This is a genomic window from Mesorhizobium sp. B3-1-9 (assembly GCF_006439595.1).
Classification (GTDB): domain Bacteria; phylum Pseudomonadota; class Alphaproteobacteria; order Rhizobiales; family Rhizobiaceae; genus Mesorhizobium.
Window position 1 is genome coordinate 50,994 of record NZ_VFTJ01000007.1, and the last position, 25,780, is coordinate 76,773.

Sequence of the window (25,780 nt, forward strand, 5' to 3'; positions counted from 1 at the left end):
CGAAAATGGCGGGCGAAGCCAAGGACAACAAGGCGGCCACGCTGCCGCTGCTGCTTAGCTTCAATGGAGGCTATGTCGATACCGCGGGCTTCCTGGCGCTGCAGGGACTGTTCACGGCGCATGTCACCGGCAATTTCGTCACGCTCGGCGCTTCGCTGGCGCTTGGCACGTCAGGCGCCTTTGCAAAACTTCTGGCTTTGCCGGTCTTCTGCTTCATGGTTACCCTTAGCCGACTTCTATCGTATCCGTTACAAAGCCGGAAGCTGCCGGTCTTCCGGTCATTGTTGGCAATCAAACTGTTGCTGCTGACGGCAGGTGCGATCCTGGCAATCCGCCTTGGCCCGTTCCCCGACGGAAACAGTTGGGCCGCCATCGTCACCGGCATGGTGCTGGTTTCGGCCATGGCGGTGCAGAATGCCGCGCATCGCGTCCATCTTCCCAGTGCGCCGCCGTCGACGCTGATGACGGGCACCACGACCCAGATCATGCTCGACCTCGCCGATCTCATCCACGGCGCACTGCCCGAGAGCATGGCCGCGTCCCGATCGCGCCTGGCGCGAATGTCGGTCGCCGTGTTCGTCTTCGCGCTGGGATGTGGGACAGCCGCTTTGCTCTATTCACAAGTCGGAATGTGGTGTTTTGCGCTGCCGCCGATCGTTGCGATCGTGCCCCTTGTCATGCAGGAAAGCGCACCCGCCACCGTGCCGTGACGTCAAGATCCGAGCATGGGGCAAACGGCCTACGACTTATCGCTGGTGCCATCCAGATACTGCGTCAGCGCATAGACCAGATGGTAGAAGATACTGGCCGGCACGTCGCTCGCCAGTGAGCGGCCGCGTTCGTCGATGCGGTCGATCCACAAGCCCAGCGGCGCCGGGTCGATGTGCCAGCGGAACAGCCGGCCGACACGCGCCTCGATCTCCGGCTTGAGATCCGGGCCGCCCGAACCGTCGAGCGCTATCGCCGCCTTCACCGCTTCGGCCTGCGGCCAGCTGCGCGAGACCCTGTCGAGCGGCAGGCCCTGGCGCGAGACGGCGCCATAGGCAAGGCCGGTGGCGCGGTTGAGGCCGTTGGCGATCGCCGAGGCATAGAGTTTCCTGGCGAAGCCGCCGAGCTCCGTCTGGCCGCTGCGGGCGGCGAAATCGATGAGCAGCGAGGCCCATTCGAAATGGTGGCCGGGCTCGGTCCAGGCGCCCTTGTCGCCGGCGGCGGGCTTCCAGCCGGCGTCGAAATATTCGCCCAACGTCCAGCTTTCTGGGTCGAAGAAATGGCTGCGGAAAAGATCGATGATGCGCGCGGCGCGGCGCAGATAGGCGCGGTCTCCGGTCGCCCGGTGCCAGGCAAGGAAGGCTTCGAGCAGATGCATGTGCGGGTTGGAGCGGCGCTCGCCGTCGCCGTCGGAAGTTTCCAGAAAGCCGGTCATGCGGGCATCTTCCAGATGCGCATCGAGGAAGGCGAACGTCTCCTCGCCGAGCCGCAACGCATCGGGATGGCCTGACATATGGGCGTGGGCCAGCGCCAGAAGCACGCAGGAATGGTCGTAGGCATCCTCGACCGGATCGGCGACCGAGCCGTCGATGTTGAGCGTGCGCACCCAGCCGCCTTTGTCGGTGCGGCCCTGACCCGCCATGAAGTCGATGCCGTGCGCAATCAGCGTGTCCGCCGGGCCGTCCCAGCCGCGCTCCTTGGCGACCGCGAAAGCATAGACCTGACGCGCCTGCGTGCGCATGCGCTTGGGTTTCATCAGCGGCGAGGCGTCGAAGCCCAGCGCCTCGTGGAAGCCGCCATGGCGCTCGTCGACGCCAATGGTAGACCATAGCGGCAGCGTCTCCTCGAACAGCCAGTGGCGCACGCGGCGCCGCCAGGCGCCGCTCTCGATGACGCGGTCATGCGCCGGCGTGAACCTGGTTTCGAGCCGGCCGGATTTCTCCAACTGCTCGACGATCTTCTTGACGTGCTGGCTGTGGCTGACCGGCGCGACGAAAGTGGCGTCGGCGGTGGAGACGATCGCCACGTCCTTCATGCCGATCGCCGACAGCAGGCGCCCCTCGCTGCGGATATAGGAGTTCTCGCAATCGATGGCGACGACGTCTCCGACGATGACGTTGCCCTGCCCATCGGACGGGCCGACATCGAGCAGCGACTGCCATGAACCGAGATCGTTCCAGCGGAAGCCGGCCGGCACCATGGCGATGTCTTTCGCGCGTTCCATGATGGCGTAGTCGATCGAGGTCGACGGGATCGCGGAATAGAGTTCCAGCGGCATGTAGAGGCCGGACAGATCGCTGGTCGCAGCCTTGTAGGCGGCCTCCGTCGCCTGCCAGATTTTCGGTTCATGGGCCGCGAAGGCGTCGCGCATGGCCCCGGCGCGGAACAGGAAGATGCCGGTGTTCCAGTAGAAGCTGCCGGCGTCCAGATAGGCCTGCGCGGTGGCGAGATCGGGCTTTTCGACGAAGCGCGAGACGTCGAAGAGGCCGTCCTTGCCGGCCCCGACCTCGATATAGCCATAGCCGGTCTCGGGCTGTGTCGGTTTCAGGCCGAACACAACGAGCCGGCCGGCATTTGCCGCGCCTGCGCCCGCCTCGATGCTTTGCCAGAACTGATGAGGCGTCGATATTTCATGGTCGGACGGCACCACCAGCACCAGCTCGTCGCCATATTCGGAGAGCGTGCGCAAGCTGGCAAGCGCCACCGCGGCTGCCGTGTTGCGACCTGTCGGCTCGAACAGCGGTCCGCCGCCGGCCAGATCGAGACCGGCAAGGTCGGCGTGGACGCGGTCGGCGTGACGTTCCGCGGCGATCAGGAAAATCGGTGTCTCGCCTTGCGGGCGCGCCGCCAGCCGGCGCAAGGTCTTAGCCAGCATCGAGCCGTCGCCCGAGAAGTCGTGGAACTGCTTGGGGTTGTCCTCGCGCGACAGCGGCCACAGCCGCGAGCCGACGCCGCCGCTCATGACGAAACTGACGATGCGCTGGCTCATGAACGACCCTGTCAAAAGTCTGGCTCCGATGGGACGGCCTTACGACAAAAGCCTTTAAGCCACCCTTTAGCTGACAGCCAATCCTATGCCATTCGGGCAAGCTTCGCGAAAGAAAGGAAATGCGACACATGTGCTGCCATTGCCGCTTGCAGGATCGGAAAGCGGCAGCTATAAGCCCGCGGTCTGGTCACGGAGTGTAGCGCAGTCTGGTAGCGCACCTCGTTCGGGACGAGGGGGTCGCAGGTTCAAATCCTGCCACTCCGACCAGAAAAAACAAGCACTTGGCTTTTCCTGAAATTACTCCCCGCCTGAAATCAGGACTGGCGTCAATCGTCGCCGTAGCTCTCCGGCAGATGACGCTGTAGTTCCATTGCGTCGTGGAGAACGCGGCCAATTCCGATGACCTGGAGCGTCATCCGATAGAGCAGGAAATGGCGCGGTCGTAGCACAATGCCATGTTCGGTCCGCGCGCGGTCCCGACTATGGCGCAGGTGGTAGCTGCGGATCTTGTTTCCCAGCTCGCGCGGGCGATGCTGCCGGCCCGTTGGGGATCGGCGACAATGTCGCGCAGGGCGATCATCAGCAGCCGTTGGTAGCGAATACGCGCAATCTCGCCGAAATTGACTTCCGTGTAGGCGAGTATTTGAACGATGTCTTCCTTCGCGACCGCGGAAAGCCGGTATAGGACCATGGCCTTACAAGCCGGTTTTTTTCGCGCGTAAGCTTGCCTGTTGCCCCAGGCCATCCATAAATTTTTCGACGCCGTCTTCAGTAACATCCTCGAAACGGCCTTGTTCGATGTCGTGGAAGCCGATGTTGGCGGCCTCCCTGAGCGCAGCGAGCTTTGCCTTCTCCCTCGCCTCGCGCTGCTCGACCAGCCGCAAGCCGTCACGCAACACCTCGCTCGCGTTCTGATAGCGCCCGGTTTTCACCAACCGGTCGATCACCTCTTCGAGGTGTTCCGTCAGGACAACATTGCGTGTCGGCATCGCGATATCAGCTCCAATTCAACAGGCACGATACAGGGACATGGCATATTATGCCAATAGTTATTGCGGTCAGCGCCGTCGAAGGATGGCCTGACCTCGAAACAGAATCGCGCGGCAACGCTCGACAACAGTTTCTCAGTTTGGCCTAATGGCAACCCGCTATGCTTTGGAGATGCGCGGGACTGTAAGACGGCGAACCAGGGTTGAGAGTATGAAGTTCACGCCGACGGCCATTGCACCGACACTCGTGTTCCTCCTGTTCGCGGGAGGTTGTTCATCGACCACAGCGTCGATCAGCCCGGCGAAGTACGACAAAATGAACTGCCCCGAGCTCAATAATGCGGTCGGCGACACCGCCACCGATATTTCACGCACCGCAATAGCCCGCGGCAAGGTCGCCAACACGAGCGTGCCGACGTGGCTGCTCGGCGGCGAGCGCGTGAAGACGGTGGTCGCCAATCGCGAAACCGCCCGGATCGACAGACTGCAGCAACAGCAGCAGGCGATCGTCGCCACGCGGAGGCAGAGGTGCCCATCCGCGCAGTGAACCTGAAGCGCGTCGCTCCGAACGGATTCAGGCGATGCCGCCACACACTTTTGGGCGACATGCATTAGCCTGGCTGGGCTCGCCCCGCCTCAAGCGCTCATGCGGAACTTTGTCGAATCGATCGCCGCGTTCATCAGCGTCTGCGTATAGGCTTCGCGCGGATTGTCGAAGATCTCTTGCGTCGGCCCTTCCTCGACGATCTTTCCCTGCTTCATGACGATGATGTAGTCGGCCATGGCGCGCACCACCGCGAGGTCGTGGCTGATGAAGAGATAGGACAGTTCGTGGTCGGCCTGCAGCTTGCGCAACAGCTCGACGATCTGCTTCTGCACGGAGCGGTCGAGCGCCGAAGTCGGCTCGTCCAGCACCACCACTTTCGGCTTCAGGATCATGGCGCGGGCAATGGCGATGCGCTGGCGCTGGCCGCCGGAGAATTCGTGCGGGTAGCGGTTGCGCGCGTTGGGATCGAGGCCGACCTCGCGCAGCGCCCCGATGGCGCGCTGGTCGCGCTGCTTGCCCGTGAGCGAGGGCTCGTGCACCAAAAGGCCTTCGGTAACGATCTGACCGACGGTCATGCGCGGCGACAGCGAACCGAACGGATCCTGGAAGACGAGCTGCAATTCGCGCCTGAGCGGCCGCATCGCCTGGCGGTCGGCCTCGGAAATATCGCGGTCGCCGAAGCGGATGACGCCGTCGCTGGGCAAGAGCCTGAGCAGCGCGCGGCCGAGCGTCGACTTGCCCGAGCCGGACTCGCCGACGATGCCGATCGTCTGGTTGCGCTTCAGCCGGACCGAGATCCTGTCCACCGCGCGCAGCATCAGCGGCTCGCCGCCGAAGAAGCCGCCGCCGATCTTAAACACCACCTCGACATTGCGGCCTTCGAGCAGCACCGGCGAATTGGCCGGCGGCGCCGACTTGGTGCCGGTCGGCTCGGCCGCGAGCAGCATCTTGGTGTAGGCGTGCTGCGGGTTGGCGAAGAGCGCTTCCGCCGCGCCCTCCTCCACCACCTCGCCCTGGCGCATGACATAGACGCGGTCGGCGAAGCGCCGCACGATGCCGAGGTCGTGGGTGATGAAGACGATGGCCATGCCAAGCTTGCGCTGCAGTTCGGCCAGCAGCGTCAGGATCTGCGCCTGGATGGTAACGTCGAGCGCCGTCGTCGGCTCGTCGGCGATCAGGATGTCGGGATCGTTGGCCAGAGCCATGGCGATCATGACGCGCTGGCGCTGGCCGCCCGACATCTCGTGCGGATAGGATTTCATCCGCCGTTCGGGATCGGGAATATGCACCAGCCGCAAAAGCTTCAGCGCTTCCTCCCGTGCGGCCGCGGCGGCAAGCCCGCGATGCCGGCGGATCGGCTCGATCAGCTGGTTGCCGATGGTGTAGAGCGGGTCGAGCGAGGTCATCGGCTCCTGGAAGATCATGCTGATCTTGCGGCCGCGCACCTGGTTCAGCTCGCTCTTCGACATGGCCAGAAGGTTCCGGCCGCGATAATCGACATGGCCCGTCGCCTCGCCATTGGAGGAAAGCAGGCTCATCGCCGCCATCATCGTCTGGCTCTTGCCGGAGCCGGATTCGCCGACGACGGCGACCGTCTCGCCGGCATTGACCTTGATGTTGATGCCCTTGACCGCCTCGACCGTGCCGTCGAGGGTCTGGAAGCGGACGCGCAAGTCCTTGACGCTGAGGATCGTTTCGGTGGCCATGTCAACGGTCCTTTGGGTCAAGGGCGTCGCGCAGGCCGTCGCCAACGAAATTCAGCGCGAACAGCGTCGAGACGAGGAAGAAGGCCGGGAACAGCAGCAGCCAGTTGGCGTAGCCGATGTTCTTGGCGCCGACCGAGATCAGCACGCCCCAGCTGGTCATCGGCTCCTGCACGCCGAGACCGAGGAAGGAGAGGAAGCTCTCCAGGATAATGACCTGCGGCACCAGCAGCGTCATGTAGATGACCACCGGCCCGAGCAGGTTTGGGATGACATGGCGCAGCAGGATGCCGCGCTGGCCGACGCCCATGGCTTCTGCCGCCTGGACATATTCCTGCCTGCGGATCGACAGCGCCTGGCCGCGCACGATGCGCGCCATGTCGAGCCACAGCACAGCACCCACCGCCAGGAACATCAGCACGAAGTTACGGCCGAAGAACACTACCAGCATGATGACGAAGAAGATGAAGGGCAGCGAATAGAGCACGTCGACGATGCGCATCATCACCTCGTCGACCCTGCCGCCGGCGAAGCCAGCTGTGGCGCCATAGATGACGCCGATGACGCCGGCGACGACGCCCGCGAGCAGGCCGATGGCCAAGGAGATGCGTCCGGCCATCAGCGTGCGCGAGAGCAGGTCGCGGCCGGTGTTGTCGGTGCCGAAGAAGAAATATTGCTGCTTCACGGCCGAGCTCATCGTCACTTCGAGACCGTCGGGCGACTTGTTCTCGATCCTGGTGTCGTCGAAGGCGTCGGAGCGGTCGAGATAGCGGATGTTGCGGTCGTCGATCGGCTTGGTCGAGGTGACGGTTACGGTGACGCGATTGCCGTCCTGGTGCCATTCCTTGATGTCGGCGCGCATGCGCTTGATGGCGTCGCCCAGCGCACCCTGGATCATGTCGGGTTTCGGATAGGCCGAAAGGCTCGGCGGCATGCGCACATAGTCGCCATAGATGGTGGTGTATTCATGCGGCACGACCCACGGACCGCAAATGCTGGTGACGGCGATGAAGGCCAGGTAATAGAGGCTGAGCATCGCGGCGCGGTTGCGCTTGAGCCGAGCCCAGGCATTGCCCCAGAGCGAGCGGCCGACAATCGGCTCGGGGACGGCGACGGCGAGGTCAGTCATAGCGCACCCTCGGATCGACGACCGCATAGAGCAGGTCGACGATCAGGTTGAAGACGATGGTGAAGAGCGCGATCACCACCACGGTTCCCATGACCAGCGTATAGTCGCGGTTGAGGGCTGCATCGACGAAGTAGCGGCCGACGCCGGGGATGGAGAAGATCGTCTCGACGATAATCGAACCGGTCAACAGCGCGGCGGCCGCCGGGCCGCTGAAGGAGACTATCGGCAGCACGGCGCCGCGCAGCGCGTGCTTGACCACCACCGACCAGTCGGAGAGACCGAGGGCGCGCGCCGTGCGGATATGGTGCGAACGCAGGCTCTCGATCATGGAGCCGCGCATCAGGCGGGCGACGATGGCGATCTGCGGCAAGGCCAGCGTCAGCACCGGGCCGACCTTGTTGATGAAGGCGCCGTCGCCCCAGCCGCCGATCGGCAATAGCTTCCAGGACAGCCCGAAGACGAGCTGGATCACCGGCGCAATGACGAATGTCGGGATGGTGCTGCCGGCGGTGGCCAAGGCGATCACCGAATAATCGCCTATTTTGTTCTGGTTGAGCGCGGCGATGGTGCCCAGGATGGAGCCCAGCAGCAGCGCCAGCACCAGCGCCGAGGTGCCGATCTGGATGGAGATCGGCAGGCCCTTGGCGAAGAGTTCGGTGACGGTGAAATCCGGCAGGTTGTAGCTCGGGCCGAAACTGCCGCGCAAAAGATTGCCGAGATAGTGAACATATTGCAGCCAGAGCGGATCGTTGAGGCCGAACTGGGCTTCGAGATTGGCCCTGATCTCAGGGCTCAGGCCCCGCTCCTGGTTGAACGGGCCGCCAGGGGCGACGCGGATCAGGAAAAACGCCACCGTCACGATGACGAACAGCGTGGGGATGGCGGTCAACAGCCGCCGGAAGACATAACGCAGCATCGGCGCCCCGCTTCAGCCAGGGCGACAGCTCTCCAGACGAGACCGTGGCGCGCTGGCATCTCTGATCTTCGCACCGGCATGCCCGAAAATCCAATCCGACTTTCGGCCCGGCACGACGACAGACCGAGGCCGCCGCTCCCAAAAAGAGAGCGGCGGCACGGCCAAGGTTTCTTGTCAGTCCTTGGAGATGAAGCGGGACGGATGAATGTCCATGACATTGTCGTCGAAGCCATGCAGCTTCGACGAAACGATGTCGTGGTAGCTGTAGTAGAGAAGCGGGATCTCGCCGACATCGTCGACGAGGATGCGCTCGGCTGCGGCGAGGTCCTTCATGCGCTCCTCAGGCTTGCCGCCCGCGGCGGCCGCCTTGTCCATGGCGGCTTCATAGGCAGGGCTGTTGTAGTTCGAGTAGTTGTTGCCGCTTGCCTTGCGCGAGATGCCGAGGAAGGTCTCCGGATCCTTGTAGTCGGCGATCCAGGCGGCGCGGGCGACGTCGTAATTGCCCTTCTGCTCGAGGAAGCCGTAGTGCGTCTTGGTGTCGGTGTTGAGCAGAGTCACCTCGACGCCGAGCGGCTTCAGCTGTTCCTGGATGGCGACCGCCGTGTTCTTATGGTTCTCCGAGGTGTTGTAGCGGATCTCCATCTTCAACGGATGCTCGGGTGTATAGCCTAGTTTTTCCAGGATCTTCTTGGCCTCGTCCTCGCGGTCGATCTGCGGCATGTCGGCGTATTTGGCCAGTGCCGGCGTGTAGCCCTCGATGCCCGGAGGCACCATCGAATATCCGGGCAGCATCGAGTTCTGCCAGACCTTCTCGGCGAGGAAGTCGCGGTCGATCGCCATCGAGATTGCGTTGCGCAACTCGACATTGTCCCACGGCGCCTTGTCGGTCTTGATCGCGTAATAATAAGTGCCGAGATATGGCCCGACACGGACCTGGTCACCGAATTTGGTCTTGAGATCGGCGAGTTGCTCAGTTGGCAGGTCGCCATAGCTGTCGAGTTCACCGGCCTCGAAACGCTTCATCGCCGACGAGCGATCCTCGGTCGGGATGTAGTTGACCACGTCGAGCTTGACGCTCGCGGCGTCCCAGAACTTCGGGTTCTTGACCAATTTCATATGGTCGTTGGGAACCCACTCCGCCAGCGTATAGGCGCCGTTGGAGACCAGCTTGCCCGGCTTGATCCAGTCGGCGCCGAGCTTGTCGATGGAAGCCTTGTTGACCGGATAGGTCGCCTGGTGGGTCAGCATCTCCAGGAAGTAGGGTGTCGGAGCCTTCAGCGTGACTTCAAGCGTGTTGGCGTCGATCGCCTTCACGCCCATATCCTCGGCCTTGCCTTTTTTGGTGTTGAAGTCCTCCGCGCCCTTCACCGGATAGAGCATCGAGGCGTATTCCGCAGCGGTGGCCGGATCTTCAAGTCGACGGAACGAATAGACAAAGTCGTCCGCTGTCACCGGGGTGCCGTCCGACCAGAGGCCGTCCTTGCGCAGCTTGAAGGTGTATACGGTGCCGTCATCCGATACCGTCCAACTTTCGGCGGCGCCCGGAATGAGGTTCGTCTTCTGGTCATGCATGGCGAGGCCCTGGAACAGGTCGCGTATGATATCGGCTTCATAGACTGTCGATGTCTTGTGCGGATCGACCGTCTCCGCCTCGGCGGCGGCGCCGCGGTTGTAGACGGTCTCGGCGAAGGCCGGCGTGTACAAGGTGCCGGCGGCCAGAGCCATGGTGGCGAACACCGTCGCCTTCAGCATGTTTTTCAGCATTAAGTCTCTCCCTGTCGGCGCAGCCCCTCAGCCGCGCCTTTTTAAGTTTTGACACCCCGGAACCGTTGAAACGGCCCGTTTCAGGCGTGCCGCCGGTCCGTTCCGGCGGCTGGTGGCAGGAGACTAGACAGAGCGAAATCTTATTTCAACCATTGCCTGCTTGACGCAGAGTGAGCGTCATCACGCTAAAACAGCGAAAACTAAAGCTTATAGCTTGCTTTCAACTTGGCACACCTGCCGGTTGTTCGATGTGTTTTCTGTTTTTGCAGGCAGGTGTTGGCATTCTCCGCAACATGCTGAAAAACCGAAAATTCCCTGTTTCTTGGTCTCGTTTCCGGGCGGACGCCTCGGGCACGTCGGCAATCGAATTCGCCATGCTTGCGCCGATCTTCATCCTGCTTCTGCTCGGCATGGTTGCATATGGAATCTATTTCGGTGCCAGCCACTCCGTGCAGCAGATCGCCGCCGATGCGGCACGAACGGCCATTGCAGGCCTCAATCAGACCGAGCGGCAGGCACTGGTCACCGATTTCATCGCACACGACGTCGCGGGGTACCCCTTCGTCGATCCCAACAAGCTGACCATCAACGCACAGGACAGCGTCGCCGACGGCAGCCAGTTCGTCGTCTCGGTCAGCTACGATGCGCGCAACCTGCCGATCTGGAACCTGTTCCGGACGCTGCCGCTGCCGGGCACGACGATCCAGAGTCAATCGACGATCCGCGTCGGAGGCATATGATGCCCGTCAAGGGGGGATTGATGGCGGCGACGCGGAGACTGCTCGCCGACCGTAACGCGAATTTCGCCGTCATGACGGCGCTATGCACGCCGGTGGCGCTGGCGCTGACCGCCTTCGCGATCGACGAAGGTTCGCTCTACAACGAGCGCCGCGCCGCGCAGTCGATCGTCGACCTTGCCGCCATCACCGCGGCCTCGAACATCACCAATGCCGAGCAGGCGGTGCTGACGACGCTCAGCGACAACGGCATCACCTCGGTCGCCGTGCAGCAGCAAGGCACCACCGTGGCGCCAACCGCCAGCAAGGCGGTCGTCCAGATCGTGCCGGGGCGCTACACGGGCGTCAGCACCATTGCCGCCGGCAACCGGTTCGAGGCGGGCAAGCTGCCCTACAATGCCGTGCAGGTGTCGCTGAAGAAGCAGGGCACGCTCTATTTCGCCGGCTCGATCATGTCGCCGCCCACTCTTGGCACGACCGCTATCGCCAGCGCGCAGCCGCAAGCGGCTTTTTCGGTCGGCTCGCGGCTTGCCAGCCTCAATGGCGGCATTCTCAACGCGCTTCTCGGCGGCCTTCTCGGCGGCAACATCTCGCTCAGCGTGATGGATTATAATTCACTGGTGTCGGCCGATGTCGATGTTCTCTCGTTCACCGATGCGCTGGCCACGCAATTGCATCTGACTGGCGTCAGCTATTCCGACGTGCTCGCCTCCAAGGCGACGATCGGCCAGATCGCCACCGCCATGGCCAATGTGCCGGGGCTGGACCGCACAGCCAAGATCGCCCTGCAGACCATGGCCTCCAGCGCCACCAATACGGTCAAGATTCCGCTCGGCAGCCTCGTCGACCTGGGCTCGGTGGGCAGCCTCGGCCTCGGGCAGAAACCCGCCGGGCTGTCGGTCGACGCCAGCGCGCTCAGCATGCTGACGGCGGCGGCGGCGCTTGCCAACGGCACGAATCAGGTCCCGGTCAATCTCGGCGCCACGATACCGGGGCTGGCATCGACGACGCTTGCCATCGCCATCGGCGAGCCGATGCAGAACTCGCCCTGGCTCGCGGTCGGAGAAGCAGGCACCGTGGTGCGCACGGCGCAGACGCGCATCAAGCTCAACGCCAGCGTCACGCTCGGCAACGCCAATCTCGGCGGCGGCATCAGTCTGCTTGCCGTCAACCTGCCGCTCAATGTCGAAGTCGCCTATGCGGAAGCCAAGCTGACCGACATCACTTGCCCGACCGGGCCCTCCAGCATCAAGGTTTCGATCGCCGCGCAGCCGGGCGTGGTCGAGGCCCATCTCGCCAAAAGCAGCGCCAGCGGTTTCGCGGACTTCACCAAGCCGCAATCCTTCTCCGACGCCGAGATCGCGGATGTCAGCCTCAAGCTGCTGCTGATCAATCTCAACCTGTTGCAGATCAATGGATCGTCGGCCTTTTCGGTCACCAACATGGCGCCGACCACCCTGACCTACAACGCCACCGACATCGCCAACAAGGCGATCAAGACGGTGTCGACGAAGAACCTGACGCAGTCGCTGACGACATCGCTGGTCAACAACCTGTCGCTTTCGGTCAATGCGCTGGGGCTAGGCCTCGACGTGACCGCCGTGCTCGGCACGGTGAAGCCGGCGGTGACGACGCTGCTCAACGGCGTGACCGCGCCGGTCGACAGCTTGGTCTACAATGTGCTTGGGGCGCTTGGGGTCGGTGTCGGCGAGGCCGACGTCCGGGTCACCGGCGCGACGTGCGGACGCTCGGTGCTGGTTCAGTAAGCCGCCTTTCAGGCAATTCTCCCGACGAAGCACCCCACGGGCGGCAGTGCCAGGGCAAACTCCTCGAGAACACCGCCAAGAACGCCGGCGACGTCAACGGCAAGAGCCGTTACCTCGGTATCCCTGATCTCGGCCGGCAGCGCCCAGTTCGCCGGCTCCGCGGCGAAGTTGAAGACGCACAGCAATTTCTCGTCTTCGTGCTGGCGGATGAAAGCCAGCACATCGCCCTCGGCCTCGAGGAAACGGATAGAGCCTTGGATCAGCGCCGAATGGCGCCTGCGCAGGGCAAGGATCGAGCGATAAGTCGCCAGCACGGAACCGCCTTCGCCATGCTGGACATCGACCGCACGCACACGATGTGCTTGCGGCACCGGCAGCCAAGGCTTGCCGGTGGAGAAGCCGGCATTGTCCGCCTCCGCCTGCCATACCATCGGCGTGCGGCAGCCGTCCCTACCCTTCACGCCCGGCCAGAAGCGGATGCCGACCGGATCGCGCAGATCCTCATAGGCAAGCTCGGCTTCCTCCAGCCCCAGTTCCTCGCCCTGATAGAGGCAGATCGACCCGCGCAGGCATGACAATAGCACGATCGAGAACTTCGCCACCGCGTCCGGGCTCTCGCCGGGCCGTGTCCAGCGGCTGACGTGGCGCACGACGTCATGGTTGGAGAAGGCCCAGCAGACCCAGCCGTCCGGGGCGGTCGTCTCGAACGCCTCCACGCAGCCGCGCACATGGGCGGCGGAAAATTGCGGGCTGAGCAGGTCGAACGTGTAGCACATCTGCAGTTTGTCGCCGCCGGATACATAGGTGGCGAGCGTCTGCAAGGAACGCTCCTCGTCACCCACCTCGCCGACCGCGGCGCGGTCGGGATATTCGTCGAGCAGCGCGCGGAAGCGTTTCAGGAAGTCGAGGTTCTCGGGCCGCGTCTTGTCGAAGAGATGCTCCTGGAAGGCATAGGTACTGGTCGAACCGTTGGTGCCGGCGACGCTTGATGCCAAGGGCGGGTTGTCGCGCAGCCAGCGGTCGTGGACATAGTAGTTGACGGTATCCAGCCGGAAGCCGTCGACGCCGCGCTCCAGCCAGAAGCGCACGGTGTCGAGCAGCGCGTCCTGAACGTCAGGATTGTGGAAGTTCAGATCCGGCTGCGCGGCCAGGAAATTGTGCATGTAATATTGCCGGCGGGTGGCGTCCCATTCCCAGGACGGGCCACCGAAGACGGACAGCCAGTTGTTGGGGGCGTTGCCGTCCGGCCTGGCGTCGGCCCAGACATACCAGTCGGCCTTGGCATTGTCGCGGCTGGCGCGGCTTTCGACGAACCATTCGTGCTTGTCGGAAGAATGCGAGATCACCTGGTCGATGATGAGCTTCATGCCGAGCCGATGCGCCTCGGCGACCAGCGCGTCGAAATCCTCCAACGTGCCGAAGATCGGATCGACATCGCGGTAATCGGACACGTCATAGCCCATGTCGGCCATCGGCGACTTGAAGAAGGGCGACAGCCAGACCGCGTCGACACCGAGCGAAGCGATATGGGCGAGCCGCGCGGTGATGCCCTTCAGGTCGCCGCTGCCGTCGCCGCTCGTATCCTGAAAGGAGCGCGGATAGACCTGGTAGATGACGCAGCCGCGCCACCATTCGGCGCCTTGCTCTGGATTGCCGCAAGCCATCACGACCCCTTCCTGCTGCGCGATTTAGCGGCTCGCCGCTCGATCATGAAACCGACGCTGCGGCCGGCCAACGGCCGCGCCAGATCGACCGGCTGCGTCTCGATTGCCGGGCGCCATTCAAATCCGTCCCGCGCGGGCAGGCTGAAGACACATTGGCGGCGGTCGCCGTTGATCACCACTGCCAGGCGCCCGCCCTCGGCATCGCCGAGCAGCATGACGAGGCGATGTCGGCCGGGATCGTTCCAGTCGGCCTCGCCGAGCGGCGCGCCGGTCTCGGTCAGCCAGGCCACGTCGGGGATTTCCGATCCGTCGGCGGGCTCGCCGGTCAGGAAATGCGGATCCGCCAGCACCGGGAAGGCCCGGCGCAGCGTGGCCAGCGACGATGCATATTGCTCCAGCGCCCGGTCGCGGCCAGCCCAGTCGAGCCAAGTGATGGCATTGTCCTGCGCATAGGCGTTGTTGTTGCCTTTCTGCGTGCGGCCGAACTCGTCGCCGGCGGTCAGCATGATGGTGCCGCGCGAGGCAAAGAGCGTGGCGAGCAGCGCGCGCTGGTCGTTGAAGCGGGCCATGGCGATCGCCTCGTCGTCCGTCTCGCCCTCGGCGCCGTTGTTCCAGGACAGATTGTCGTTGTGGCCGTCGCGATTCTGCTCGCCATTTGCCTCGTTGTGCTTGCGCTCATAGGCGACGATGTCGGTCAGCGTCATGCCGTCATGCGCGGCGATGAAATTAACGCTGCGGCTCGCCGGTTGGCCGTCCCTGCCGAAGATATCGGAAGAGCCGGCAAGCCGGGTGGCCAAGGCGCCGATCGCGTCGGTATCGCCGCGCCAGAAGCGCCTGACATCGTCGCGGTAGCGGTCGTTCCATTCCAGATATGGCGGACGGAAACTGCCGAGCTGGTAACCGTTCGGACCGATATCCCAGGGCTCGGCGATCAGCACGCGATCGGCGAGCACAGGATCGCCGGCGATAGCCTGAAGCAGCGGTGCCTCGGGATCGAAGGCGCCGTCGACGCGACCGAGCACTGGCGCCAGATCGAAGCGAAAGCCGTCAACGCCGGCGGAGCGGACGAAGTGGCGGAGCGTGTCGAGCACCATCTCGCGCACCACAGGATGGTCGCAGGCGACGGTGTTGCCGGTGCCGGTGTCGTTGACCAGCCTGCCGTCCGGCTGATGCCGGTAGTAGCCTATCGCATCCAGTCCGCGCAGCGACAGCGTCGGCCCGAGCCGGTCGCTTTCGCCGGTGTGGTTGAAGACGAGATCGAGGATGGTGCCGATGCCCGCCTTGCGCAACGCGGCGACGGTATCGCGCAGTTCCTCGAGGCCGCCGGGCGCGAGATGCGGATCGAGAGCCATGAACGTGACGGGATTATAGCCCCAGGCATTGCTGAGGCCCAATGGCGGCAGGTGCCGCTCGTCGATCGACGCGGTGACCGGCATCAGTTCGACGGCCGAGACGCCGAGACGCTGGAGGTGCTCGATGACAGCCGGATGGGCGAGCGCCGCAATGGTGCCGCGCTGCGCTTCCGGAACCTCCGGATGCAGCTTGGTGAAGGAGCGGACGTTGAGCTCGTAGATCAGCCCGCCGGCTTGGAAGAGCGGCGGTTTGGCCGATTCCGGCTTGGGCAGCGGACGCGCAATCGCCTTCGGCATCAGCGAGGACGTGTCGGCGCCTTCATTGCGTTTGGCGGCAAGCCGCCAATGATATTGATATGGACGGTCCAACTCGACGGCGTAGGGGTCGGTGAGAAGCTTGTTCGGGTCGAACCAAAGGCCGCGCTCCGGCGCATAGTCGCCATCGGCGCGAAAGCCGTAATGCGTGCCCTCGCCAAGGCCGGGGACGAGGAGCGCGTGCACGCCCTCGCCTTCCGGATTGAGCTCCTGCCGATCGAATTCGCGCGCGCCGGTCTCGTCGAAGATCGAGACCCAGAGACGCCGCGCCGATGAGGACCAGACGGCGAAGCGGATGCCTTCGGGGTTGATGGTGGCGCCGAGCTGGGTCATGCGAGCGCCTCCCCTTCTGCCCTTGGGGGAGAAGGTGGATCGGCGCGCGGCGCCGAGACGGATGAGGGTTGGAAGAAATGAGGCGCCGGCGGTGCCAACGCCGGTTTGCGCCAAGCTGGAGCACCCCTTATCCGTCGCCTTCGGCGACACCTTCTCCCACAAGGGGAGAAGGGAGAGCCGCGCCGCGCCGCCACCCTCAAGTAATCACGCTCGGCTTGTTGCGGCCGGTGTGGCTCTTGATGCCGGCGATGTCGTCGGCGGCGGCGATGAGATCGGCGAGCGCTTCCTGGGTGTCGAGATCGTGCCTGGCCTTGTCCGGCTCGTAGCGCTCGATATAGACGCGCAGCGTCGCCCCTGACGTGCCGGTGCCGGAGAGGCGCAGGACAACGCGCGAGCCGCCCTCGAACAGGATTCGTATGCCCTGATGCTTGCTCACGGAGCCGTCGACCGGATCGTGATAGGCAAAATCGTCGGCCTTGGCGATCTTGAGGCCGCGCACGCCGGTGCCGGGGAGCGAACCAAGCTTGGCGCGCAGTTCGTCGACCAGCGCGTTGGCGCGGTCGCTCTCGACCTCCTCGTAATCGTGGCGCGAATAGTAATTGCGGCCGTACGTCGCCCAATGCTCGGTGACGATCTGCTTGCAGCTCTCGCCGCGCGCGGCGAGGATGTTGAGCCACAAAAGCACGGCCCACAGACCGTCCTTCTCGCGCACATGGTTGGAGCCGGTGCCGGCGCTCTCCTCGCCGCAGATGGTCGCCATGCCGGCGTCGAGCAGATTGCCGAAGAACTTCCAGCCGGTCGGCGTCTCGTAGATGCCGATGCCGAGCTTCTCGGCGACGCGGTCGGCCGCGCCGCTGGTCGGCATGGACCGGGCGATGCCTTTCAGGCCGTCCTTGTAGCCCGGCGCCAGTTTGGCATTGGCGGCAAGCATCGCCACCGAGTCCGACGGCGTGACGAAGATGCCCCTGCCGATGATCAGGTTGCGGTCGCCGTCGCCGTCGGAGGCCGCGCCGAAGTCCGGCGCGTCCGGCCCCATCATCTCGTCATAGAGGTGTTTTGCATGCACCAGGTTCGGATCCGGGTGATGGCCGCCGAAGTCGGGAAGCGGCTTGAAGTTGCGGCAGGTGCCGTCGGGCGCGCCGAGGCGATGTTCGAGGATCTCCTTGGCATAGGGGCCGGTCACCGCGTGCATGGCATCGAAGCGCATGCGGAAGCCCGACTTGAAGAGCTTCTTCAGCGCATCGAAGTCGAACAGGCTTTCCATCAATTCGGCATAATCCTTGACCGGATCGAATATCTCGACCGTCATGTCGCCCGCCTTGACGGTGCCGACGGTGTCGATGTCGATGGCGCCTATTTCGGCGATCTTGAAGCTCTTGATCTCCTTCGACTTGGCAAAGATCGCGTCGGTGATCTTTTCGGGCGCCGGGCCGCCATTGCCGGCATTGTACTTGATGCCGAAATCCTCGTGCGGGCCGCCGGGATTGTGGCTGGCCGACAGGATGATGCCGCCGAAGGTCTTGTATTTGCGGATGATGTTGGAGGCGGCGGGGGTCGACAGGATACCGCCCTGCCCGACCATCACCTTGCCGAAGCCGTTGCCGGCGGCAATCGCGATGGCTTTCTGGATGACCTCGCGGTTGTAGAAGCGGCCATCGCCGCCGATCACCAGCGCCTTTCCTTGAAAACCGTCCAGCGCATCGAAGATCGCCTGGATGAAGTTCTCGGCATAGTGCTCCTGCTGGAACACCGCCACTTTCTTGCGCAGGCCGGAGGTGCCGGGCTTCTGGTCGGTATAGGGTTTGGTGGGGACGGTTCTGATCATGCCTCAGGCAGCCCTTTTCGAAAGCAGCAAGCGATAGAGTTCGACGTATTTTTCGGCGCTCTTGTCCCAGGAGACATCGGCCTTCATGCCCTGGCGCTGGATCGAGGCCCAGGTCGACGGCCGCGCATGCTGCTCGACGAGCCGCTGGATGGCATGCACCATCGCGCCGCCATTGTTGGGCGCGAACTGGAAGCCGGTGGCGACGCCTGCCGACAAGGCGGCTTCATTGGCGTCGATGATGGTGTCGGCCAAACCGCCGGTACGGGCGACGACCGGCACACAGCCATAGCGCAGGCCATAGAGCTGGGTCAGGCCGCAGGGCTCGAAGCGGGACGGAATGACGATGGCATCGCAGCCGCCCTGCATGACATGCGAAAGGCCTTCATCGTAACCGACGACGACGCCGACGCGGCCGCGATGACGGGCGGCGGCGGCAAGCAGCGTGCCTTCGAGACCGGCGTCACCAGAGCCCAGGATGGCGAGGCGCGCGCCGGCGGCGACGATGCCGTCGACGACCGCGGCCAGGATGTCCATGCCCTTCTGCCAGGTCAGCCGGCTGACGACGCAGACGATCGGGCTGCCGTCCGCCTCCAGGTTGAAGCGCTCTTCGACCGCCTCGCGGTTCTTGGCCCGCGCAGCAAGCGTCTCGGCCGAATAATTGGCCACCAGATGCTTGTCGGTCTCGGGATTCCAGATGTCGACGTCGATGCCGTTGACGATGCCGTAGAGATCGGTGGAGCGCATGTTGATCAGCCCGTCGAGACCCATGCCGAATTCCGGCGAGCGGATTTCCTGCGCATAGGTCGGGCTTACCGTGGTGATCGCCCAGGCGGCTTGCAGGCCGGCCTTGAGAAATCCGACGCCGCCATAATATTCGACGCCGTCGAGTTGCATAGCCACGGCCGGCAGGCCGAGCTCGCCGAAGATGCCGGCGCCGAACTGGCCCTGGAAAGCAAGATTGTGCACGGTGATCAGCGACGGCACGCCGACCGCCTTGCCGTATCGCATATAGGCAAGCGTCATCGCCGACTGCCAGTCATGGGCATGAACGATGTCCGGCTGGTAGCCGGAGATCGCGCCGCCGGCAATGTCGCCGCCGACCTGGCTCAAGGCCGCGAAGCGGCGCCAATTGTCCGGCCAGTCGGCGCCGGAGGCGGTGCCGTAGGGGCCGCCCTGGCGATCGAAGAGATGCGGCGCGTCGAGCACGAAGAGATCGAGCTCGCCGATCTTGACGGCATGGACCGAAGCCTTGCCGCCTTGCAGCAGCGGGTACTGGTAAACGGCCTTCTTCTTGGCGAAGGCCGCCATCACGACGGGATAGCCGGGAACCAGCGTGCGCATCGCCACGCCCTTGCCGGCCAGCGCGATCGGCAGGGCGCCGGTCACGTCGGCAAGTCCGCCGGTTTTGACCAGCGGAAAGATTTCGGGCGTAACCGACAGAACCTGCATGCGCTCCACATTCCGATCTCAACGTGGCAGGTCAAAGTGACAATCTGTTGATCAAGTCGTCAGCTTGCTGATCGACCCGACAGCTTGCTGATCGACCCTATCAGATCGACAGCTGATCAACCTTATCAGGTTGACAGCTTGTTGATCGACCTACGGGGTCGACAACTTGTTGATCATGTCCTGGGTGATCAGGCAGATGCCCTTCTCCGACACGCGAAAACGCTTGGCGTCGAGCGCCGGATCCTCGCCCACCACCAGCCCCTCCGGAATCTGCACGCCATGGTCGATGACGACGCGCTTGAGGCGCGCCTTACGCCCAACGGTGACGTCGGGCAGCATCACCACCTCCTCGAGCTTGGAATAAGAATTGATGCGGGCGCCGGTGAAGATCAGGCTGCGGCGCAGCGATGCGCCGGAGACGATGCAGTCGCCCGACACGAGCGAGGAGATCGCCTCGCCGCGGCGCCCGTCCTCGTCATGCACGAACTTTGCCGGCGGCTTCAATTCGGCATAGGTCCAGATCGGCCAGTCGCGATCGTAGAGGTCGAGCTCGGGCGTGACGTCGGTGAGGTCGATATTGGCCTCCCAATAGGCGTCCACCGTGCCGACGTCGCGCCAGTAGGGCTCGGACTCATGCGAGGAACGCACGCAGGATTTGGCGAAACGGTGAGCGATCGCCTTACCATGCTGGACGATGTAAGGGATGATGTCCTTGCCGAAGTCGCGGCTGGAGCCAGGCTCGGCCGCGTCGCGGCGCAGCTGTTCCATCAGGAACTTGGTCTTGAAGACGTAGATGCCCATCGAGGCCAGGGCGAATTCCGGTTTATCCGGAATGCCCGGCGGATCGGCCGGCTTCTCGACGAAGGCGATGATGTTGTCCTTCTTGTCGACATGCATGACGCCGAAGCCGGTCGCCTCCATGCGCGGCACTTCGAGGCAGCCGACGGTGACGTCGGCGCCGGCGTCGACATGCTGGCGCAGCATCAGCTCGTAATCCATCTTGTAGATGTGGTCGCCGGCGAGGATCACCATGTATTCGGGCCCGTAGGCCTCGATGATGTCGATGTTCTGGTAGACGGCGTCGGCGGTGCCTTCATACCACTGCGTTTCAGACACGCGCTGCGATGCCGGCAGGATGTCGAAGCTTTCGTTTCGCTCGGGCCGCAGGAAGTTCCAGCCGCGCTGCAGATGGCGGATCAGCGAATGCGCCTTGTACTGGGTGGCGACGCCGAGGCGGCGGATGCCGGAGTTGAGCGCATTGGAGAGGGCGAAATCGATGATGCGCGTCTTGCCGCCGAAATAGACGGCGGGCTTGGCGCGCCGGTCGGTCAGTTCCCTGAGGCGGCTGCCGCGGCCGCCGGCCAGCACATAGGCCATGGCATCGCGCGCCAGCGGCTGGGTTCTTTTGATCTCTGCCATTTTGTTACCCTCCCAAACAAGCTGCCCGGACCGTTGCAAGAGCAGGATGAGACATCATCTGCTTCAATCCGCGACGAATTCCAGCATGATCGTCGACAGCGGCGGCAAGAGCATCGTCGCCGATATGCCTCCCCCTTCCCCGCTCGCCTCGACCACGCCGCGATTGCCCATGCCGGAGCCGCCATAGACCTCGGCGTCGGTATTGATGATTTCGCGCCATTTTCCCGCCTTCGGCAGCGGCACGCGATAGTTCTCGCGCGGCACCGGCGTGAAATTGGAGATGACGGCGATCGAATTGCCGTCCGGCGCGCTGCGCAGCCAGGCGAAGACCGAATTGTCGCGGTCGTCGACGATCAGCCAGGAGAAGCCCTCCGGCTCGCAATCGCGCGCATGCAGCGCCGGGCGCGAACGGTAGAGGTAGTTCAAATCCCGCACCGCCTGCCAGACGCCGCGATGCGGCGCGAATTCGAGCAGGTCCCAGTCGAGCGCGCGTTCCTCGCTCCACTCGCGGCGCTGGGCGAATTCCTGGCCCATGAACAGCAGCTTCTTGCCGGGATAGCCCCACATGAAGGCATAGTAGGCGCGCAGCGTGGCGAACTTCTGCCAGTCGTCGCCGGCCATCTTGTTGAGCAGCGTGCCTTTGCCGTGCACGACCTCGTCATGCGAAAGCGGCAGGACGAAGTTTTCCGAGAAGGCGTAGACTAGGCCGAAGGTGATGTCGTTGTGATGGTGCTTGCGGAAGATCGGCTCCTTGGAGAGATACTCCAGCGTGTCGTGCATGAAGCCCATGTTCCATTTGAAGCCGAAGCCGAGGCCGCCTTCATGCACGGGACGTGACACTTTCGGCCATGAGGTGGATTCCTCGGCGATCGTCATCACGCCGGGGTGGTGGCCGTAAAGCTCCTTGTTCATCTTCTGCAGGAAGGAGACAGCCTGCAGGTTCTCGCGCCCGCCCTTCTCGTTGGGGATCCACTCGCCGGCCTTGCGCGAGTAATCGAGGTAGAGCATCGAGGCGACCGCGTCGACGCGCAGGCCGTCGACATGGTACTTCTCGGCCCAGAACAGCGCGTTGTTGACGAGGAACGACACCACCTCGCGGCGGCCGAAATTGTAGATGGCCGTGTTCCAGTCGGGATGGAAACCTTGGCGCGGATCGGCATGCTCGTAGAGCGCGGTGCCGTCGAACTTCACCAGCCCGTGCTCGTCGACAGGGAAATGCGCCGGCACCCAGTCGAGGATGACGCCGATGCCGGCGCGGTGCGCGCCGTCGACGAAGCGGGCGAAGCCGTCGGGGTCGCCGAAGCGAGCCGATGGCGCGTAAAGGCCGGTGGTCTGGTAGCCCCAGGACGGGTCGTAGGGGTGCTCCGAGATCGGTAGGAACTCGATATGGGTGAAGCCGGTGTCGACCACGTATGGGATGAGCCGTGCGGCCAGCTCGTCCCAGGACAGGAACGTGCCGTCGTCGCGGCGCTGCCAGGAACCGGCATGGACCTCGTAGATCGAGATCGCCTCGCGCCTGGGGTCGGCCTTGCGCCAGTAGCCGCGATGTGCCTCGTCGCCCCATTGATGCGCGATCGGCGGCGCCGTCACCGAGGCGGTCGCCGGGCGCAGTTCCGACTCGAAGGCGAACGGATCGGCCTTGAGCGGCAGGCGCACGCCGTCGGGCGCGATGATCTCGAACTTGTAGGGCTGGCCCGCGCCGAGATCGGGAATGAACAATTCCCAGATGCCGGTGTCCTTGCGGTCGCGCATGGTGTGCCGGCGGCCGTCCCAATCGTTGAAGGCGCCGACCACGGAGACGCGCCTTGCGTTGGGCGCCCAGACGGCGAAATGCACGCCGGTGGCGCCCTCGTGTTCGACGATGTGGGCGCCGAGCTTGTCGAACAGCCTGAGATGCGAGCCTTCGGCCATGTAATAGTCGTCCATCGGACCGAGCACCGGACCGAAGGAATAGGGATCGGTCAGCCACCAGTCGCCGCCGGCGTTGCTGGCGTGATAGCGCAGCGGCTGGCGCTTGCGGATCGAGACCTTGCCCTCGAAGAAGCCGGCATCGTCGCGGCGGGAGAGCTCGCCGACCTCCTTGCCGGTCAGCGTATAGGCGGTGACGAATTCGGCGTTGGGCACGAAGCAGCGGGCGACGAAGCCTTTGCCGGCTTCCTGCACGCCCAGGACCGAGAAAGGATCGCCATGCGTTCCGGCGACAATCGCCGCGACATCGCCGGCTGGCGCCAGTCCGTCCGGCCCGCTTGTCGCAGCGGTCGCGCGCGGCTTCCTCATCAGGCGGTGTTCCCTCCCCGGGAGTTATTTTGTTTTGTGCATGTCGTTGGCCCAAAACCGCTCCGCACTTTTGGGCGACATGCACGACACCACATTGTTCGTGATCTCATGCAATCATATCAGACGGGTACGTTCCAGATTTCTTTCGCATATTGGCGGATCGTGCGATCGGACGAGAACCAGCCCATGCGGGCAACGTTTCGGATGGCGCGCGCGTTCCAATCGGGGCTGTCGCGCCAGACGCGGTCCACGTCGCGCTGGCAGGCGGCGTAGGAATCGAAGTCGGCCGCCACCATGAACCAGTCGCTGCTGTAGAGCCCGTTCATGAGGTCGCGGTAGCGATTGGGGTCATCGGGCGAGAAGACGCCGGACGAGATCGCCGCGACGGCCTGCGACAATTCAGGGGACGCCTCGATGATGCCGCGCGGGTTGTAGCCATTGTTGCGCCGATCGGCGACCTCGGCGGTGGTGAGGCCGAAGATGAAGATGTTGTCGTCGCCGACATGTTCCTTCATCTCGACATTGGCGCCGTCGAGCGTGCCGATGGTGAGCGCGCCGTTCATGCCGAACTTCATGTTGCCGGTGCCGGATGCTTCCATGCCGGCGGTCGATATCTGCTCGGAGAGGTCGGCGGCGGGCATCAGCACTTCGGCCAAGCTGACATTGTAGTTCGGCACGAACACCACCTTCAGCAGCCCGCGCACCGACGGATCGCCGTTGATGACTTTCGCGACGTCGTTGGCCAGTTTGATGATCAGCTTGGCGTTGTGGTAGCTCGGCGCCGCCTTGCCGCCGAAGATCTTGACGCGCGGCATCCAGTCCCGCTCGGGATGCGAGCGTATCTGATCGTAGAGCGCGATCGCCTCGATGATGTTGAGGAGCTGGCGCTTGTATTCGTGGATGCGCTTGACCTGGATGTCGAACAACGCCGACGGGTCGAGCCGAACGCCGAGCCGATCGGCGATCAGGTTGGCGAGCTTCACCTTGTTCTGCCGCTTCACGGCGGCGAATTTCTCACGGAACGCCGCGTCGTCGGCGAGCGGATCGAGATCCTTGATCGCCTCGATGTCGTCCATGAAGCGGTCGCCGATCGCCTCGCGGGCAAGCGAGGTCAGGCCCGGATTGCACTGGATCAGCCAACGCCTGGGCGTGATGCCGTTGGTCTTGTTGTTGATGCGGTCGGGATAGAGCTTGTGGAGATCGGCGAACACCGTCACCTTCATCAGCTCGGTGTGCAGGGCCGAGACGCCGTTGATCGAATGCGAGCCGACGAAGGCCAGATTGCCCATGCGCACGCGGCGGTCGCCATTTTCCTGGATCAGCGAGATGCGGGCGATCTGATCGCCCGAGAACTGGTTGGTGGCGCGGGCCTCGAGCAGCACCTGCGCATTGATGGCATAGACGATCTGCATGTGGCGCGGCAGCAGACGTTCGAACAGCGGCACCGGCCAGCTTTCCAGCGCCTCGGGCAACAGCGTGTGGTTGGTGTAGCCGAAGGTGCGCTTGGTGATGTCCCAGGCCTGGTCGAAGTCCATGCCGTGGACATCCATCAGGAGCCGCATCAGCTCCGCCACGGCGACCGCGGGATGGGTGTCGTTCAAGTGGATCGCCGCCTTGTCGGGCAACGATTTCAGGTCGCCATACTGGCTGAGATGACGCTGCACGATGTCCTGCAGCGAGGCGGTAGAGAAGAAATACTCCTGCCGCAGTCTCAACTCCTGTCCGGCCATGTGGGAATCTGCCGGATAGAGCACGCGCGACAGCGCGTCGGCCTTGTTGCTTTCGGCCAGCGCGCCGATGTGGTCGCCGGCGTTGAACTTGTCGAGCAGGATCGGATCGATCGGCATGCCGGACCAAAGTCTCAGCGTGTTGACGCGCCTGGCATGCCAGCCGGCGACAGGCGTGTCGTAGGCGACGGCCAGCACATGCTCGGTCGGCTTCCAGACGTGGCGTTCGAGCCGGCCGTCCTTGGAGGTGATCGATTCCACCGAGCCGCCGAAGCCGACCTCGAAGGAGCGCTCGCGCCGTTCGAACTCCCAGGGATTGCCGTGATCGAGCCAGGTCTCCGGCAGCTCGACCTGCCAGCCGCCGTGGATTTCCTGGCGGAACATACCGTTGGCGTAGCGGATGCCGTAGCCATGGGCGGGGATATCGACGGTCGCCATGCTTTCCATGAAGCAGGCGGCGAGACGGCCGAGGCCGCCATTGCCGAGCGCGGCGTCCGGTTCGAGCCCCGCGATGAGGTCGAGGTCGACGCCGAGGGAGGACAGCGCCTCGCGCATATTCTCCATCAGGCCTAGATTGGAAAAGGCGTCACGCATCAGGCGCCCGATCAGGAATTCCAGCGAAAGGTAATAGACGCGTTTTTCCTGCTGGTCATAGGCTTCCTTGGTTGCCTGCATCCAGTGGTCGACGATGCGGTCGCGGACGACCTTGATCGAAGCCGTCAACCAGTCATAGGGCGTGGCGACGGTTGTGTCCTTGCCGACCCGATACTTGAGCGACATCAAGACCTCCTCAGCGAGGGTCTTGGGATCGGGATTGTCGAGAACAGGGGCTTCGATCGTCATGGCGGATGTCATTTCGCCTCTCGTTCAACTGGCGTGATCATAACGGCT

The 25,780-nt window shown here is 63.9% G+C and carries 18 protein-coding genes and 1 tRNA gene; 5 read left to right on the plus strand and 14 right to left on the minus strand.

Features of this window, described 5'->3' with window-relative positions; all coding sequences use genetic code 11:
• Positions 1 to 5: 5 nt before the first annotated feature.
• On the plus strand, positions 6 to 710 hold the full coding sequence (locus tag FJW07_RS14760; RefSeq protein WP_140857213.1) for a YoaK family protein: 705 nt from the start codon (positions 6 to 8) through the stop codon (positions 708 to 710).
• A 29-nt stretch (positions 711 to 739) separates the two neighbouring features.
• On the opposite strand, the gene FJW07_RS14765 is transcribed toward FJW07_RS14760, so the two are convergent.
• Positions 740 to 2,977, minus strand: a complete 2,238-nt coding sequence (locus FJW07_RS14765; protein WP_140857215.1) for an AGE family epimerase/isomerase — start codon at positions 2,975 to 2,977, stop codon at positions 740 to 742.
• A 190-nt stretch (positions 2,978 to 3,167) separates the two neighbouring features.
• Here FJW07_RS14765 and FJW07_RS14770 point away from each other — a divergent pair.
• A tRNA-Pro gene (locus FJW07_RS14770) sits at positions 3,168 to 3,244 on the plus strand.
• Positions 3,245 to 3,389: 145 nt separating this feature from the next.
• On the opposite strand, the gene FJW07_RS14775 is transcribed toward FJW07_RS14770, so the two are convergent.
• Together FJW07_RS14775 and FJW07_RS14780 are read right to left on the minus strand one after the other, a co-directional pair.
• A complete protein-coding gene (locus tag FJW07_RS14775; RefSeq protein WP_246680758.1) occupies positions 3,390 to 3,722 on the minus strand; it encodes a hypothetical protein in 333 nt (110 codons plus the stop codon).
• Positions 3,673 to 3,966: a type II toxin-antitoxin system ParD family antitoxin gene (locus FJW07_RS14780; protein WP_140643434.1), complete on the minus strand. Its 294-nt coding sequence runs from the start codon at positions 3,964 to 3,966 to the stop codon at positions 3,673 to 3,675. The genes FJW07_RS14775 and FJW07_RS14780 overlap by 50 nt, the downstream gene beginning before the upstream one ends.
• A gap of 211 nt (positions 3,967 to 4,177) precedes the next feature.
• Here FJW07_RS14780 and FJW07_RS14785 point away from each other — a divergent pair, with 211 nt between their 5' ends.
• The gene (locus FJW07_RS14785; protein ID WP_140857217.1) at positions 4,178 to 4,513 is read left to right on the plus strand and encodes a hypothetical protein; all 336 of its coding nucleotides are present in this window, start codon (positions 4,178 to 4,180) and stop codon (positions 4,511 to 4,513) included.
• Between the two features lie 89 nt (positions 4,514 to 4,602).
• Here FJW07_RS14785 and FJW07_RS14790 read toward each other — a convergent pair whose 3' ends face one another.
• From FJW07_RS14790 to FJW07_RS14805, 4 genes are all read right to left on the minus strand, one after another.
• Positions 4,603 to 6,219 carry an ABC transporter ATP-binding protein gene (locus FJW07_RS14790; protein WP_140857218.1) on the minus strand — a complete coding sequence of 539 codons (1,617 nt, stop codon included), beginning with the start codon at positions 6,217 to 6,219 and terminating at the stop codon, positions 4,603 to 4,605.
• Between the two features lies 1 nt (position 6,220).
• Positions 6,221 to 7,345, minus strand: coding sequence for an ABC transporter permease subunit (locus tag FJW07_RS14795; RefSeq protein ID WP_140657051.1), 1,125 nt, complete (start codon positions 7,343 to 7,345; stop codon positions 6,221 to 6,223).
• Positions 7,338 to 8,261, minus strand: a complete 924-nt coding sequence (locus tag FJW07_RS14800) for an ABC transporter permease subunit (protein ID WP_140643425.1) — start codon at positions 8,259 to 8,261, stop codon at positions 7,338 to 7,340. Before FJW07_RS14800 ends, FJW07_RS14795 begins: the two co-directional genes overlap by 8 nt.
• Before the next feature lie 174 nt (positions 8,262 to 8,435).
• Positions 8,436 to 10,025, minus strand: a complete 1,590-nt coding sequence (locus FJW07_RS14805; protein ID WP_140857220.1) for a peptide ABC transporter substrate-binding protein — start codon at positions 10,023 to 10,025, stop codon at positions 8,436 to 8,438.
• A gap of 170 nt (positions 10,026 to 10,195) precedes the next feature.
• Between FJW07_RS14805 and FJW07_RS14810 the strand changes: the two genes are divergently transcribed.
• Positions 10,196 to 10,765: a TadE/TadG family type IV pilus assembly protein gene (locus FJW07_RS14810; protein WP_246680759.1), complete on the plus strand. Its 570-nt coding sequence runs from the start codon at positions 10,196 to 10,198 to the stop codon at positions 10,763 to 10,765.
• Positions 10,766 to 10,785: 20 nt separating this feature from the next.
• On the plus strand, positions 10,786 to 12,528 hold the full coding sequence (locus FJW07_RS14815; protein WP_246680760.1) for a pilus assembly protein TadG-related protein: 1,743 nt from the start codon (positions 10,786 to 10,788) through the stop codon (positions 12,526 to 12,528).
• 8 nt (positions 12,529 to 12,536) lie between these two features.
• Here the strand turns inward: FJW07_RS14815 and FJW07_RS14820 are convergent, their stop codons facing one another.
• The 7 genes from FJW07_RS14820 to FJW07_RS14850 form a co-directional block, all read right to left on the minus strand.
• Positions 12,537 to 14,192, minus strand: coding sequence for an alpha-glucosidase family protein (locus FJW07_RS14820; RefSeq protein ID WP_140857223.1), 1,656 nt, complete (start codon positions 14,190 to 14,192; stop codon positions 12,537 to 12,539).
• A complete protein-coding gene (gene glgX / locus FJW07_RS14825) occupies positions 14,192 to 16,192 on the minus strand; it encodes a glycogen debranching protein GlgX (protein WP_140857225.1) in 2,001 nt (666 codons plus the stop codon). The genes FJW07_RS14820 and glgX overlap by 1 nt, the downstream gene beginning before the upstream one ends.
• A gap of 196 nt (positions 16,193 to 16,388) precedes the next feature.
• Positions 16,389 to 18,017 carry an alpha-D-glucose phosphate-specific phosphoglucomutase gene (locus tag FJW07_RS14830; RefSeq protein WP_140857227.1) on the minus strand — a complete coding sequence of 543 codons (1,629 nt, stop codon included), beginning with the start codon at positions 18,015 to 18,017 and terminating at the stop codon, positions 16,389 to 16,391.
• Between the two features lie 3 nt (positions 18,018 to 18,020).
• Positions 18,021 to 19,466: a glycogen synthase GlgA gene (glgA, locus tag FJW07_RS14835; RefSeq protein ID WP_140857229.1), complete on the minus strand. Its 1,446-nt coding sequence runs from the start codon at positions 19,464 to 19,466 to the stop codon at positions 18,021 to 18,023.
• A gap of 150 nt (positions 19,467 to 19,616) precedes the next feature.
• Positions 19,617 to 20,885, minus strand: coding sequence for a glucose-1-phosphate adenylyltransferase (gene glgC, locus FJW07_RS14840; protein ID WP_140643409.1), 1,269 nt, complete (start codon positions 20,883 to 20,885; stop codon positions 19,617 to 19,619).
• A gap of 63 nt (positions 20,886 to 20,948) precedes the next feature.
• Positions 20,949 to 23,162, minus strand: coding sequence for a 1,4-alpha-glucan branching protein GlgB (glgB, locus tag FJW07_RS14845; RefSeq protein ID WP_140705422.1), 2,214 nt, complete (start codon positions 23,160 to 23,162; stop codon positions 20,949 to 20,951).
• A gap of 119 nt (positions 23,163 to 23,281) precedes the next feature.
• Positions 23,282 to 25,744 carry a glycogen/starch/alpha-glucan phosphorylase gene (locus FJW07_RS14850; RefSeq protein ID WP_140857231.1) on the minus strand — a complete coding sequence of 821 codons (2,463 nt, stop codon included), beginning with the start codon at positions 25,742 to 25,744 and terminating at the stop codon, positions 23,282 to 23,284.
• Positions 25,745 to 25,780: the final 36 nt, after the last annotated feature.

Coding starts and splice junctions, on each gene's coding strand:
- FJW07_RS14800 (WP_140643425.1), bottom strand. CDS start 8,261: ATGCTGCGTTATGTCTTCCGGCGGCTGTTGACCGCCATCCCCACGCTG.
- FJW07_RS14775 (WP_246680758.1), bottom strand. CDS start 3,722: ATGGCCTGGGGCAACAGGCAAGCTTACGCGCGAAAAAAACCGGCTTGT.
- glgB (WP_140705422.1), bottom strand. CDS start 23,162: ATGAGGAAGCCGCGCGCGACCGCTGCGACAAGCGGGCCGGACGGACTG.
- FJW07_RS14765 (WP_140857215.1), bottom strand. CDS start 2,977: ATGAGCCAGCGCATCGTCAGTTTCGTCATGAGCGGCGGCGTCGGCTCG.
- FJW07_RS14830 (WP_140857227.1), bottom strand. CDS start 18,017: ATGATCAGAACCGTCCCCACCAAACCCTATACCGACCAGAAGCCCGGC.
- FJW07_RS14805 (WP_140857220.1), bottom strand. CDS start 10,025: ATGCTGAAAAACATGCTGAAGGCGACGGTGTTCGCCACCATGGCTCTG.
- FJW07_RS14790 (WP_140857218.1), bottom strand. CDS start 6,219: ATGGCCACCGAAACGATCCTCAGCGTCAAGGACTTGCGCGTCCGCTTC.
- glgC (WP_140643409.1), bottom strand. CDS start 20,885: ATGGCAGAGATCAAAAGAACCCAGCCGCTGGCGCGCGATGCCATGGCC.
- FJW07_RS14820 (WP_140857223.1), bottom strand. CDS start 14,192: ATGGCTTGCGGCAATCCAGAGCAAGGCGCCGAATGGTGGCGCGGCTGC.
- glgA (WP_140857229.1), bottom strand. CDS start 19,466: ATGCAGGTTCTGTCGGTTACGCCCGAAATCTTTCCGCTGGTCAAAACC.
- FJW07_RS14780 (WP_140643434.1), bottom strand. CDS start 3,966: ATGCCGACACGCAATGTTGTCCTGACGGAACACCTCGAAGAGGTGATC.
- FJW07_RS14785 (WP_140857217.1), top strand. CDS start 4,178: ATGAAGTTCACGCCGACGGCCATTGCACCGACACTCGTGTTCCTCCTG.
- FJW07_RS14760 (WP_140857213.1), top strand. CDS start 6: ATGGCGGGCGAAGCCAAGGACAACAAGGCGGCCACGCTGCCGCTGCTG.
- glgX (WP_140857225.1), bottom strand. CDS start 16,192: ATGACCCAGCTCGGCGCCACCATCAACCCCGAAGGCATCCGCTTCGCC.
- FJW07_RS14795 (WP_140657051.1), bottom strand. CDS start 7,345: ATGACTGACCTCGCCGTCGCCGTCCCCGAGCCGATTGTCGGCCGCTCG.
- FJW07_RS14850 (WP_140857231.1), bottom strand. CDS start 25,744: ATGACATCCGCCATGACGATCGAAGCCCCTGTTCTCGACAATCCCGAT.
- FJW07_RS14815 (WP_246680760.1), top strand. CDS start 10,786: ATGGCGGCGACGCGGAGACTGCTCGCCGACCGTAACGCGAATTTCGCC.